At 56.3% G+C, this 13,177-nt stretch carries 9 protein-coding genes; 5 read left to right on the top strand and 4 right to left on the bottom strand.

Annotated elements, in window-relative coordinates; translation table 11 throughout:
- The first annotated feature begins 131 nt into the window (after nt 1-131).
- Nucleotides 132-383, top strand: a complete 252-nt coding sequence (locus MKI83_RS06795; RefSeq protein ID WP_241584333.1) for an Lpp/OprI family alanine-zipper lipoprotein — start codon at nt 132-134, stop codon at nt 381-383.
- Nucleotides 384-445: 62 nt separating this feature from the next.
- Here MKI83_RS06795 and tadA read toward each other — a convergent pair whose 3' ends face one another.
- From tadA to guaB, 4 genes are all read right to left on the bottom strand, one after another.
- A complete protein-coding gene (gene tadA / locus MKI83_RS06790; protein WP_241584332.1) occupies nt 446-928 on the bottom strand; it encodes a tRNA adenosine(34) deaminase TadA in 483 nt (160 codons plus the stop codon).
- Nucleotides 928-2,301, bottom strand: coding sequence for a multicopper oxidase family protein (locus MKI83_RS06785; protein ID WP_241584331.1), 1,374 nt, complete (start codon nt 2,299-2,301; stop codon nt 928-930). The genes tadA and MKI83_RS06785 overlap by 1 nt, the downstream gene beginning before the upstream one ends.
- 72 nt (nt 2,302-2,373) lie before the next feature.
- On the bottom strand, nt 2,374-3,954 hold the full coding sequence (guaA, locus tag MKI83_RS06780) for a glutamine-hydrolyzing GMP synthase (RefSeq protein ID WP_241584330.1): 1,581 nt from the start codon (nt 3,952-3,954) through the stop codon (nt 2,374-2,376).
- A 120-nt stretch (nt 3,955-4,074) separates the two neighbouring features.
- Nucleotides 4,075-5,544 carry an IMP dehydrogenase gene (gene guaB / locus MKI83_RS06775; RefSeq protein ID WP_241584328.1) on the bottom strand — a complete coding sequence of 490 codons (1,470 nt, stop codon included), beginning with the start codon at nt 5,542-5,544 and terminating at the stop codon, nt 4,075-4,077.
- A gap of 125 nt (nt 5,545-5,669) precedes the next feature.
- Between guaB and xseA the strand changes: the two genes are divergently transcribed.
- From xseA to MKI83_RS06755, 4 genes are all read left to right on the top strand, one after another.
- On the top strand, nt 5,670-7,049 hold the full coding sequence (gene xseA, locus MKI83_RS06770) for an exodeoxyribonuclease VII large subunit (protein ID WP_241584326.1): 1,380 nt from the start codon (nt 5,670-5,672) through the stop codon (nt 7,047-7,049).
- Nucleotides 7,050-7,115: 66 nt separating this feature from the next.
- Complete coding sequence (locus MKI83_RS06765) at nt 7,116-8,738, top strand: methyl-accepting chemotaxis protein (protein ID WP_241584324.1); 1,623 nt, start codon at nt 7,116-7,118, stop codon at nt 8,736-8,738.
- 268 nt (nt 8,739-9,006) lie between these two features.
- On the top strand, nt 9,007-10,113 hold the full coding sequence (locus tag MKI83_RS06760; RefSeq protein ID WP_241584322.1) for an efflux RND transporter periplasmic adaptor subunit: 1,107 nt from the start codon (nt 9,007-9,009) through the stop codon (nt 10,111-10,113).
- A gap of 9 nt (nt 10,114-10,122) precedes the next feature.
- Nucleotides 10,123-13,164 (top strand): multidrug efflux RND transporter permease subunit, encoded by a 3,042-nt coding sequence (locus MKI83_RS06755; protein WP_241584320.1) that lies wholly within the window; start codon nt 10,123-10,125, stop codon nt 13,162-13,164.
- Nucleotides 13,165-13,177: the final 13 nt, after the last annotated feature.

Raw genomic sequence — 13,177 nt, 5'->3', positions numbered from 1 at the left:
TAGATTTTTTTTTCACAAACTTGCACCGCCCCCGTTTACTTACTAAAACTAATCGGTACTATTTACGCCGGCGAATGTCCCGCTTGGAGCGGGATTTGCTTTTGTGGAATACCACCTTTGAGGGGAACATCATGACCAACGTAATCAAGTTTTCTGCTCTGGCTCTGGCTGCCGTTCTGGCTACTGGCTGCTCCAGCATGTCTAAAGAAACCGAAGCTCGTCTGACTTCTGCTGAAGATTCAGCTGCTCGCGCTCAAGCTCGTGCTGACGAAGCTTACGGCAAAGCTGAAGAAGCTCTGTCTGCTGCTCAAAAAGCTCAGATGACTGCTGACGAAGCTAACGAGCGCGCTCTGCGCATGCTGGAAAAAGCTAGCCGCAAGTAATTGCTGCCAGACTTCCAGTCGACAAAAGCCCCGCCTTGGCGGGGCTTTTGTTTTTTAGGTATTTATTGACGCCTTCGTTGCGCAAAAAAAGCACTTAACATTTCACTGCACTCAGCCGCCAACACACCACCCTCAACCAACACTTTATGGTTCAAAAAGTCTTGGCTGAAAAACTGACCGCGGCTCACCGCCACACCCGCCTTAGGCTCTGTAGCGCCGTATACCACGCGCGCGATGCGGGCATGCACCAATAAGCCTGCGCACATACTGCAAGGTTCCAGGGTCACGTACAGCGTGCTACCAGGCAGGCGATAGTTATGCTCTGCTAATGCGGCGCGGCGTATCGCCTGCACTTCCGCATGGGCGCTTGGGTCATGCAGGCTAATGGGCTGGTTAAAACCCACTCCAATCACTTCCCCCGCCTTTACCAACACAGCCCCTACCGGCACCTCGCCCAAGCTTGCTCCTTCGGCCGCCTGCGCCATCGCCAAACGCATAAAATGCTCATCTTGGCTGCGATCAATAATGTGCACTTGCCGCGCCATCAGGCCACCTCAATTGCTGTCATCAAGCCCGTCTCCATGTGATCGATCACATGGCAATGAAACATCCAAAGACCTGGGTTATCGGCCACCAACGCGACTTTGGCGCTTTCGTTGCGGCCTAACAGATAGGTATCAGTGAAGTACGGCGTTATTTTTTTGCGATTAGACGACAACACTTTAAATGTCATGCCATGAATATGGATGGGGTGTTGGTACTGACTCAAGTTACGCATTTCAAAGATGTAACTACGCCCTAAACGCAAGCGCGCTGCGGGCCGCGTTAAGCAACTACGGTCATTGCCATCCCAAGCCACGCCATTGATCTGCCAAAAGTTCAAAGCCCCCCCTTCAGCCTTGGGCTTCGACAAACCACCCACCCATTCAAAATTAAAGGCAATCCGCTCAGCATTTTGTAAGTCTGGCTCCGCCACCGGATTGCTGGGCAACGCCTTTGGCCAGTCGGCTTGCACCATTGCAGTGCTTCGCTCTGTGACTGCGAACTCAGCCAAACGAAATAACCCATCTTTCAGCGGCGCTTTAAGCGGAGTATTTGGCGCTTTTACCGCCAAATCGATACGCATACCCGGGCCGAGCCAATACTCCTTAAACGGCTGCGGTGCGACAGGATTACCATCAAGGGCATAAACCATGGCTGATAACCCGGGCAATGCCAATCGATAGGTCACGGTGTTATCGAGATTAAGCAGGCGTACTCGTACGATCTCGCCAGCTGGAAGATCAATAACCGGCAGGTGTAGACCGTTGACCGTGGTTAAGCGTCCCGGCGTACCACCGCGCGCCGCCTCACGCGGCACGCTGAAATCCGTAAAGGCGCCCTGCTCATCCACATGCCAATTTTTAAGCACCAGCACACGCTCATGCACAAAACCGGTTGGCTGTGCTTCGTCCACAATCAACGGTCCAACCAAACCACGGCCTAGCTGTTCACCACTGGCTTTGTGTGGGTGATACCAGTAGCTGCCAGCATCCGGCACCACAAAGTCATAATCGAAGGTTTCACCCGGCAGCATGGGAAGCTGTGAGACAAACGGCACACCGTCCATCTCAATAGGCAAACGAATGCCATGCCAATGAATGGTCGTGGCCTGATCCAAGCCATTGGTGAAGCGCACCCGAATCCGCTCGCCTTGCTTGGCGCGCAGCAACTGCCCCGGCGCTTGCCCACCGTAGCCCAGTGCTGGCGTCTTAAAGCCAGGCACTAGTTCAATTTCGAGCGGCGCGGCCGTGAGGCGATAATCGTAGTCAGGATTGAGCGCAGGACGGGCTAGCCATTGGCCTACACCAGCACCCAGCGCCCCTAGTCCACTTAAGCCCGCCGCCCCTAACAATACTTGCCGCCGCGAAACCGTCATCACTCACCTCGCCTTTTCAACCGCACAAACAATAAAGGCAGCCGAAGCTGCCCATATTGTCGCAGATCATTCTTATTCCCATTCAATCGTTGCAGGCGGCTTGCTTGAGACATCATAAGCCACGCGGGAAATACCACTGATCTCATTGATAATACGGTTGGACACGGTTTCGAGCAGCTCGTAGGGCAAGTGCGCCCAACGCGCCGTCATAAAGTCGATGGTTTCAACCGCACGCAGCGACACGACCCACTCGTAACGACGGCCATCGCCCACCACACCTACCGATTTAACCGGCAAGAACACCACAAACGCCTGACTGGTCTTGTGGTACCAGTCAGCCTTGTGCAGCTCTTCCAAGAAGATGTGGTCAGCCTGACGCAGAATATCGGCGTACTCTTTCTTCACTTCACCCAGAATGCGCACGCCCAAGCCTGGCCCTGGGAAGGGATGGCGATAGACCATGTCGTACGGCAAGCCCAGCTCAAGGCCCAGTTTGCGCACTTCATCTTTAAACAGCTCACGTAGCGGCTCGACCAGCTCAAACTGCATATCCTCAGGCAGGCCACCAACATTGTGGTGTGACTTAATCACGTGCGCCTTGCCGGTTTTAGCCCCCGCAGACTCAATCACGTCGGGGTAGATAGTGCCTTGGGCGAGGTATTTAACTTGAGTCAGCTTGGTGGCTTCTTCATCGAACACTTCGATAAAGGTGCGGCCAATGATTTTGCGCTTTTGCTCCGGATCGCTAACGCCGGCCAAACGACTTAAAAACTTTTCTTCCGCGTTGGCGCGAATCACCTTAACGCCCATGTTCTCGGCGAACATGCTCATGACTTGATCGCCCTCATGCAGACGCAGCAAGCCGTTATCAACAAACACGCAGGTCAGCTGATCGCCAATCGCTTTATGCAGCAGCGCGGCAACCACCGACGAGTCCACGCCGCCGGACAAGCCCAGCAGTACTTTTTTATCGCCCACTTGGGCACGCACGGTGGCGATGGCGTCTTCCACGATATTGGACGGCGTCCACAGTGTTTCACAGCCACAGATATCCACCACAAAGCGCGACAGAATGCGGCCGCCTTGCTTGGTGTGCGTGACTTCAGGGTGGAACTGCACGCCATAGAAGCGGCGCTGCTCATCACCCATAGCGGCAATCGGGCAGCTCGGCGTACTAGCAACCACGTTAAAACCTGGCGGAATCGCCGAGACCTTGTCGCCGTGGCTCATCCACACATCCAGCGATAACACACCGTCAGCGCTGACATGGTCTTCGATACCGTCGATGAACGCGCTCTTGCCAACCACATCCACACGCGCGTAACCAAATTCGCGCAGATCAGAACCTTGCACCTTGCCGCCCAACTGCTCGGCCATGGTCTGCATGCCATAACAAATGCCCAGCACCGGCACGCCGAGTTCGAACACCAATTGTGGCGCGCGCGGTGAGTTCGCTTCGGTGACCGACTCAGGGCCACCGGCCAAGATCACCCCACGCGGCGCAAAGTCGCGCAGTGCTTCGGCATCCATATCCCAAGGGTGGATTTCGCAGTACACACCAATCTCGCGCACACGGCGCGCAATCAACTGAGTGTATTGCGAGCCAAAATCGAGAATCAGCAAGCGGTGAGCGTGAATATCTTTGTGAGCCATAACAGCCTCTAGCGGCAAGCAGATAAACCGTGCGCCTGCCATAACAGGCGCCCTTGATAAGTAAAAGCCGGAAGCCCGAGGCCGCTCTGCGACGCCTGACTTCCGGCCCTTGGATTGGCCTTAACCAACCCTATAGTTCGGGGCTTCCTTGGTGATTTGCACATCGTGAACGTGCGATTCAGCCATGCCTGCGCCGGTAATACGGACAAACTCAGGTCGCGTGCGCATGTCATCAACCGTAGAGCTACCGGTGTAACCCATGGCCGAACGCAAACCACCCATCAACTGATGCACAATCGCATGCAGCGGGCCTTTGTACGGCACGCGGCCTTCAATGCCTTCAGGAACTAACTTTTCCGCACCGGCGGAGGCATCTTGGAAGTAACGATCAGACGAGCCACTGCTCTGCGCCATCGCGCCTAACGAGCCCATGCCACGGTAAGCCTTATAAGTACGACCTTGGAAAAGCTCCACTTCACCCGGCGCTTCTTCAGTACCCGCAAACATCGAGCCCATCATCACGGTAGAAGCTCCGGCGACGATGGCTTTGGCCAAATCACCCGAGAAGCGAATTCCGCCGTCAGCAATAACCGGCACGCCGCGCGCGTTCATGGCTGCCGCCACGTTAGCAATGGCAGAAATTTGCGGCACGCCAACACCGGCCACGATGCGCGTGGTGCAGATTGAGCCAGGGCCAATACCCACCTTGACCGCATCGGCGCCAGCGTCAGCCAAGGCAATCGCCGCATCGGCGGTAGCAATGTTGCCGCCAATCACTTGCAGCTCAGGGAAGTTTTCTTTGGTCCAACGCACGCGCTCGATCACGCCCTTGGAGTGGCCATGGGCGGTATCCACCACAATCACATCCACACCCGCCGCGACCAAGGCAGCGATGCGATCGCCCGTTTCGCTACCTGTGCCCACGGCTGCACCAACACGCAGACGACCTTGATCATCTTTGCTCGCCAGCGGATAGGCTTTCGCTTTTTCGATGTCTTTAACCGTCATCATGCCTTTTAGCGCGAAGGCATCATCGACAATCAACACTTTTTCGATGCGGTGCTTGTGCAGCAGGGCGCGCACTTCTTTCGGATCAGCACCTTCTTTCACCGTGACCAAACGCTCTTTGGGCGTCATCACTTCGTGAATCTTGGCGTCTAAGCGATTTTCAAAGCGGATATCGCGTGAAGTCACGATGCCCACCAAGTCACCATCGCTGAGCACGGGAACACCAGAAATATTGTGCAGGCGCGTCAGCTCCAGCAAATCACGCACGCTGGCATCAGCCTCGATAGTGATCGGATCACGCACCACGCCGGCTTCAAACTTTTTCACCTTACGCACTTCGGCGGCTTGCTGCTCAACCGTCATGTTCTTGTGAATGATGCCAATACCGCCTTCCTGCGCCATAGAAATGGCCAAACGGGCCTCGGTCACGGTGTCCATGGCCGAAGATAGCAGTGGGATATTGAGCTCAATACCGCGAGTCAGGCGGGTTTTTAGGCTGACATCTTTAGGCAATACCTCGGAATAACCGGGGATTAACAGGACGTCATCGAAAGTAAGAGCTTCTTGGCTGATGCGCAGCATGGCGGGCTCCCGAGCGGGAAAATTAAGAAGCGCGGCATTATACCCAGCCAAGCCCTTGTGCTCAACGCGCAGGCGGCGATAAAAAGCGGTAATTGTTAGCTGGGACTACGGGTATCATCGCTGCCATGCAAAATGATCCCTTCCAACGCCTAGGCCTAGACCGCGAAGTGCTGAGCGTCAGCCAGCTAAATCAACGCGCGCGCGGCTTACTCGAAGACGTCTTTCCACAGGTCTGGGTCGAGGGTGAGCTATCTAATCTCGCCCGCCCCTCCTCTGGGCATGTGTACTTCACCCTCAAAGACAGCCAAGCGCAGGTGCGCTGTGCTTTTTTTCGTCAGCACGCCAGCCGTGTTCGCCAGGCGCTACGCGATGGCTTAGCGGTCAAGGTGCGCGGCAAGGTGTCCGTATTTGAAGGCCGCGGCGACTACCAATTAATTGTCGACTCGCTTGAACCCGCCGGTGACGGCGCGCTCCGTTTAGCCTTTGACGCTTTAAAAGACAAACTCAGCGCCGAGGGACTATTTGCCCAAGAACGCAAACAGGCCCTGCCCAAGCAACCTAAGCGCATCGGCCTGATCACCTCGCCCACAGGCGCAGTGATACGTGACTTGATCAGTGTTTTTGCTCGCCGGGCGCCCGGTATTGAGCTAACCGTGATCCCCACTGCGGTACAGGGTCGCGAAGCCATTGGGCAAATCGTCCGCGCCATACAACTGGCCGACAAGCTGGGCTTTGATGCGCTGGTATTGGCTCGCGGCGGTGGCTCGCTCGAAGATTTATGGTGCTTTAACGAAGAAGTCGTCGCTCGCGCCATTACCGCTTGCCAAACGCCGATTGTCAGCGCTGTCGGACACGAAACCGATGTCACCATCAGTGACTTTGTTGCGGACTTACGCGCCCCTACCCCGTCGGCCGCCGCAGAATTACTGGCGCCAGATCAGCGCGAAGCGCAACAGCGCATCGACCAACTGCGCCGCCAACTGTGGCTGCACATGAATAACCGCTTACAGCGCGAAAACTTACGCCTAAGCCACCTCAGCCAGCGCGTACGCCATCCCCGCGAACAGTTGCAACGGCAAAGCCAACGACTAGACGACTTGGAACTGCGTCTACAGCGCGCTTGGCAACAAGCCTTGAACCGTTCTGAGCAGCGCCTTGAACGAGCGCAATTGCGTTTACAAGCGGTGCACCCCGAGCGGCGCTTGAGCCAATATCAGCAACGTCTAGAGCACCTGAGCCAACGTCTGCCACAAGCCATCGAGCGCCGCCTGCTGCGCCACGAGGAGCGTCTGCACGTCCTCGCCGCCACCTTACAAGCCGTCAGCCCGCTAGCGACATTAGGGCGCGGTTACAGCATTTTGCTCGACCAGCAAGGTCAGGCCATTCGCAGCGCTGCGCAAACCGAACCTGGTCAGCGCCTGCGCGCGCGTCTTAGCCACGGTGAACTTCAGCTACGGATTGAGGACAACGGCATCGCTCCCAGCACCGCCTCACTGCTGGATTAATTCTCAAGTGGCAGTTTCTGCAGCCGACCTATACTCAAAGCACTCACCACTGCGAGGTTGGCTCTTATGTTCCGTTCACTGCGCGGACAGCTTCTGTCCCTGATCGCCGGCGGGTTGTTGGCTGCCATTGTGATCGCCCTACTGTGTTTCAGCCTACTGGCTAGCAATGTTCGCGCTTATCAAGCGCTGTTAAACGAACAAATTGCCGCCGCTGCGATAGCCGATGAAGCCAATCTCATCTTTAAAACCCAAGTTCAAGAATGGAAGAACGTGCTACTGCGCGGCGCAGACCCAGCCTCGCTAGACAAGTACTGGGGCTCGTTTCAAAAGCAAGAAAGCCAAGTGCAAAAACTGCTGGAGCAACTGAGTGAAGCGCTCGCCAACTACCCACAAATAGCCCAAAAAGCGCAGAACCTAAAACGTGAACACGCCAGCATGGGGCAGGCGTATCGCCAAGGTCAGCAGGCCTTTGTTAGCGCCAATTTCGACGCAGCCACCGGTGACAAAGCGGTTAAAGGCATAGACCGCGCCACCAGCGATCAGCTCTCGGCGTTAGTCGAAGAGCTGCATCAACAGTCCGCAGCCCAATCGGCCGCTATTTCTAGCCAAAGCCGCACTACCAACTGGGCGGGCAGCTTGGCATTGATCGTCGGTTGCTTGCTGGTTGGCGTGTTTAGCTTGTGGATGATCAATCGTCGTATCGTCAGCCCAACCCAAAGTCTGATTGAGCATATCCATGGGCTCAGCGAAGGTCGCTTTGGCAACGCACTGCACCTTGAGCGCGCTGACGAGCTGGGCCGTTTGTCCCGTGCCGCCGAAAAACTCCGGGTTTTCTTGGCCGACACGGCACAAAGCCTCAACGAATCGACGCAAAACTTGGCGCAAAACAGCCAAACCCTCGAGCGCATCGCCAACCAAATGCGCCACGGCACTGACGAGCAGTTTTCACGCACCGACCAAGTCGCCACCGCCATGCAAGAAATGTCCGCCACCGCGCAAGAAGTCGCACGGCACGCCAGCGATGCTGCAGGCGCGGCAGAAAAAGCCAACGGCGCGGCCCAACAAGGCGACAACGTGATGCGCGCCACCATCGCCACCATCACCGCGATGTCGGATGAGATTAGCCATACCGCCCAAGTCGTCAGCGCCCTAGAAACTGACAGCGAGCGTGTCGGTAAGGTGCTGGAAGTGATTCGCGGCATTGCCGAGCAAACCAACCTATTGGCGCTCAACGCAGCGATTGAGGCCGCGCGCGCCGGTGAAGCAGGCCGTGGCTTTGCCGTGGTTGCCGATGAAGTGCGCACCCTTGCCCAACGCACAGCCGAGTCCACCGCTGAGATTCAACAAATCATTGAGTCGGTGCAAAACGGCGCCATCAATGCAGTTAAAGCCATTGAAAGCGGGCAAACCCGCACCAGCGAAGGCGTTACGCAAGTCAACCAAGCCGGTAGCCAGCTGCAACAAATCAGCCAAGCGATCAGCTCAATTCTCGACATGAACCGTCAAATCAGTACTGCTGCCCACGAACAAACCAGCGTGGCGGAAGAGATTGCCCGCAGCCTTGAAGAAATCACCGCCATCGGCCAAAGCAACCTTGGCCATGTAGAAGACACCCACGAAGCCAGCCAAGGCTTGTCACGCCTGTCTAAACAACTGCAACGCCTCACCCAGCAACTGACTGGCGCTTAAACAGCGGCATAAAACACCCACACGGCCACGCTCTAGAGCGTGGCCGTTATACCCTTGCATTGGGCTGTGTTACGTCTTGCAACAACTTTAAGTACACGGCAATTTGACCGCACACGGACTGACTCTCTACCGTGCAGCAAGGATGCATCGCGCACGTCATCACCTAAGGTGTTCTACTACGCGTATGGTTTCTCCCTGCGCGAGCCTCGTCGCACTCGTACTCAAGTCGTCTATTCCTCTTCAGCTTTGACAATAAGGACCTCACGCCATGCTCACTCGGCGTTTACTGCTCACCTTGGCCATTATCCTTGCCGGTGTTGGCCTGCTGGCCTTTCTCAAATACCAAAGCATTAGCGGCATGATGGCGCAATTGGCCAAGCCCAAGCCGCCAATCAGGGTGAGTGCCGAGCAAGCACAGCTGAGCCAATGGCAGTATCAATTGCCGGCCATCGGTACGCTGACGGCCGCGCAAGGGGTGGAGCTCTCCAGCGAGGTCAGCGGTTCCGTTACCCAAGTCAACTTTGAATCAGGCCAGCCGTTAAAGCAGGGCGATTTGATTGTGCAACTGGACGACGATGTCGAAAAAGCCAGTCTTGCCACGGCACAGGCGGAGTTAAAGCTCGCCAACGTCGAGTTTCAGCGCGGGCTTAACTTGGTCAAGCGGCAGACTATTTCACGCTCAGAGTTTGATGGGCTGGAAGCCCGCCTAGAGCAAGCCAAGGCCAACGTCGCCCAACTACAAGCCACACTGAGCAAAAAGGCAATTCGCGCGCCTTTTAGCGGCCAAATTGGCATTCGCCAAGTCGACCTAGGCCAATACCTCTCGCCAGGCACCAGCATTGCCACCCTGCAAGACTTAAGCGTGTTGTATGTCGATTTCTTCTTGCCAGAACAAGCCTTCCCGCAGCTTAGCCACGGGCAAACCCTACACGCGCAAGTACCGGCCTACCCCGAGCAAGACTTTGTCGGCAAGGTCATTGCCATCAACCCTAAGGTTGAAGATGACACCCGCAATATTCGCGTGCGAGCCGCGATCGACAACCCTAACGGCAAACTGCTGCCGGGTATGTTTGCACGGCTGAACTTGCTGCTGCCGCAACAAGGGCAAGTGGTATTGCTGCCAGAAACGGCCATCACCTACAGCCTGTACGGCGATTCGGTGTATGTGGTTGAGCCGGCCACTAGCGAAAACGAGGCAATGACGGTTAAGCGTGCTTACGTCACCGTGGGCGAGCGCCGTGACGGTCAGGTTGTGATCAGCCAAGGGCTTAGCGGTGGTGAAACCGTCGTTACCGCAGGCCAACTCAAGCTCGACAACGGTGCGCGCGTCAGCCTTAGCGCTGATGCCGCCGCCACTCAAAGCCAACAACCTTAAGGAGCGGTCATGCGCTTTACCGATCCTTTTATTCAGCGGCCGGTGCTGGCCTCGGTGGTCAGCCTGCTGATCATTTTGCTGGGCTTTCAAGCCTTCAGCTCGCTCTCGATCCGTCAGTACCCAAAGATGGAAAACGCGCTGATCACAGTCAGCACCACCTATGCCGGCGCTAACGCCGAAACCATTCAGGGCTACATCACCCAACCGCTGCAACAGAGTCTGGCTGGTGCCGAAGGCATCGACTACATGACCTCCAGCAGCCGGCAAAATATCTCGACCATCAATATTTACGCGCGCTTAGGCATCGACACCAACCAGCTGTTCACCGAAGTGATGGCCAAAGCCGCTGAAGTTAAAAACCAGCTGCCCAACGAAGCCGATGACCCGGTCATCACCAAAAAAGCGGCCGATTCTTCGGCGCTGATGTACATCAGTTTCTCCAGCGATGCGCTCAGCAACCCGCAAATCACCGATTATCTTTCCCGCGTCGTGCAGCCCAAGCTGGCCACGTTACCTGGGATTGCCGAAGCGCAAATTTTAGGCAATCGCACCTTTGCCATGCGCGTGTGGCTAGACCCCGCACGCATGGCCGCCTATGGCGTCACTGCCAAAGACATCAACGACAAAGTGCGCGCCTATAACTTCTTGTCTGCCGCCGGTGAAACCAAAGGCTCGCTGGTGGTTTCCAGTGTTAACGCGCAAACCGAACTCAAAGATGCCAAAGCCTTTGCCGCCATTCCGCTGAAAACCCAAGGTGACAGCCGTGTGCTGTTGGGCGATGTCGCCCGTGTCGAGCTGGACTCCGCCAGTTACGACTCCATTAGCTTTTTCGGCGGTGTACAGGCGGTGTATATCGGCATTAAAGGCACGCCCAGTGCCAACCCGCTGGAAGTCATCAAGCAAGTGCGCATCCTGCTGCCGCAACTGGAAAATCAGCTGCCACCAAGCTTGAAACTCGACATTGGTTACGACGCCACCTTGTTTATTCAAGCCTCGATCGACGAGGTGGTGAAAACCCTGTTTGAAGCCGTGTTGATCGTCATCGTCGTGGTGTTCTTGTTTTTGGGCGCGTGGCGCTCGGTGCTGATCCCCGTCATCACGATTCCGCTATCGATGATTGGCGTGCTGTTTTTCATGCAGATGATGGGCTATTCCATCAACCTACTGACGCTCTTGGCCATGGTCTTGGCGATCGGTCTGGTGGTGGACGATGCCATCGTGGTGGTGGAGAACATTCACCGCCATATTGAAGAAGGCAAAACCCCGCTGAACGCCGCGTTAGAAGGGGCTCGTGAAATTGCCGTGCCGGTGATTTCCATGACCATCACCCTCGCCGCGGTGTACGCCCCGATTGGCTTATTGAGCGGCCTGACCGGCGCGCTGTTTAAAGAGTTCGCCTTTACCTTGGCCGGCGCTGTGGTGATCTCAGGGATTGTCGCCCTCACCTTATCGCCGATGATGTGCGCCAAGTTGCTGCGCCATGACGACAACCCTAGCGGGCTCGCGCATAAACTCGATGCCCTCTTCGACAAGCTCAAACAAGCTTACGAGCGCGCCCTGCACAGCAGCCTAGAAACCCGCAGCGTCGTGCTTGTGATCGCCGCGGTGTTGATTCTGGTGATCCCCGCGCTGTTTAAATTCAGCAAGAGCGAGCTCGCCCCCAGTGAAGACCAAGGCGTGGTCTTCGTCATGGCCAGCGCCCCGCAAACCGCCAACTTGGACTATTTAACGCAATACACCAACCAGTTCACCGAGGTGTTTAAGCAGTTTCCCGAGTACTACTCGGCTTTCCAAGTCAACGGCACCAACGGCGTGCAAACCGCCTTTGGCGGCATGCTGTTAAAGCCTTGGAATGAACGCAGCCGTACCCAACAAGAGATCCTGCCGCTGGTACAGGCCGAGTTAAACAAGATACCGGGCATCAAGATTTTCACCTTCAACCGCCCCAGCCTGCCCGGCAGCGGTGAAGGCTTGCCGGTACAGTTCATCATCAACACGCCCAGCGATTACGAGTCGTTGCTGCAAGTGACGCAGCGCATCAAAGAGCGCGCCGCCGCCACCGGTAAGTTTGCCTTTCTGGATGTTGACCTAGCCTTTGATAAGCCCGAGATCGTCGTGGAAGTCGATCGCGAAAAGGCCGCGCAAATGGGTGTTGCCATGCAGGACATCGGCAGCACCTTAAGCACCCTGCTGGGGGAGGGCGAAATCAATCGCTTTACCGTGGATGGCCGCAGTTACAAGGTCATCGCACAAGTGGAGCAAGCCTATCGTGACAACGGCGGCTGGCTGAACAACTACTACGTAAAAAGCGCCAGCGGCCAAATGCTGCCACTGGCCACGGTGATCAGCGTAAGCGAGCGCGCCAGACCCACACAGCTGACCCAGTTCCAGCAGCTAAACTCGGCCATGATCCAAGGCGTGCCGATGGTCAGCATGGGTGAAGCGCTGCAAACCTTGCAGCAAATTGCCGATGAAGAAGCGCCACAAGGTTTCACCTACGATGTAGCGGGTCAGTCGCGCCAATACAGCCAAGAAGGCAGCGCGCTGTACATGACCTTTGCCTTGGCCTTGGCAATTATTTATTTGGTACTGGCGGCGCAGTTTGAGAGTTTCCGCGACCCGCTGGTGGTGCTGATTACGGTGCCACTGTCGATTTGCGGCGCGCTGATCCCGATCTTCTTAGGTTACGCAACGCTGAACATCTACACCCAAGTCGGCCTCGTCACCTTGATCGGCCTGATCAGCAAACACGGCATCTTGATCGTCGAGTTCGCCAATCAGTTGCGCGATGAGCAGGGCTTAAGTCTGCGCGATGCAGTCGAGCAAGCCGCCGCCATTCGTCTGCGCCCGGTACTCATGACCACCGCAGCGATGGTGCTGGGGGTGCTACCGCTGATTCTCGCCGAGGGTGCAGGCGCCGCCAGCCGTGCCAACATAGGCTTAGTGATTGCTACCGGCATGACCGTCGGCACCGCCTTCACCTTGTTTGTATTACCGGCGCTGTATACCTATCTGGCGCGTGAGCGCAAAACCGTGCCCACCGCCGAATAACTATACGTTCGCG

The organism is Atopomonas sediminilitoris (assembly GCF_022601735.1).
Lineage (GTDB): Bacteria > Pseudomonadota > Gammaproteobacteria > Pseudomonadales > Pseudomonadaceae > Atopomonas > Atopomonas sediminilitoris.
Note: the sequence above shows the minus strand (reverse complement) of the source record. Positions and strands in the feature narration are given on the sequence as shown.

Bases quoted from the DNA above. Each gene is read 5' to 3' on its own strand.
- guaA (WP_241584330.1), bottom strand. From the start codon at position 3,954: ATGGCTCACAAAGATATTCACGCTCACCGCTTGCTGATTCTCGATTTT.
- MKI83_RS06785 (WP_241584331.1), bottom strand. From the start codon at position 2,301: ATGACGGTTTCGCGGCGGCAAGTATTGTTAGGGGCGGCGGGCTTAAGT.
- xseA (WP_241584326.1), top strand. From the start codon at position 5,670: ATGCAAAATGATCCCTTCCAACGCCTAGGCCTAGACCGCGAAGTGCTG.
- MKI83_RS06795 (WP_241584333.1), top strand. From the start codon at position 132: ATGACCAACGTAATCAAGTTTTCTGCTCTGGCTCTGGCTGCCGTTCTG.
- MKI83_RS06755 (WP_241584320.1), top strand. From the start codon at position 10,123: ATGCGCTTTACCGATCCTTTTATTCAGCGGCCGGTGCTGGCCTCGGTG.
- tadA (WP_241584332.1), bottom strand. From the start codon at position 928: ATGGCGCGGCAAGTGCACATTATTGATCGCAGCCAAGATGAGCATTTT.
- guaB (WP_241584328.1), bottom strand. From the start codon at position 5,544: ATGCTGCGCATCAGCCAAGAAGCTCTTACTTTCGATGACGTCCTGTTA.
- MKI83_RS06760 (WP_241584322.1), top strand. From the start codon at position 9,007: ATGCTCACTCGGCGTTTACTGCTCACCTTGGCCATTATCCTTGCCGGT.
- MKI83_RS06765 (WP_241584324.1), top strand. From the start codon at position 7,116: ATGTTCCGTTCACTGCGCGGACAGCTTCTGTCCCTGATCGCCGGCGGG.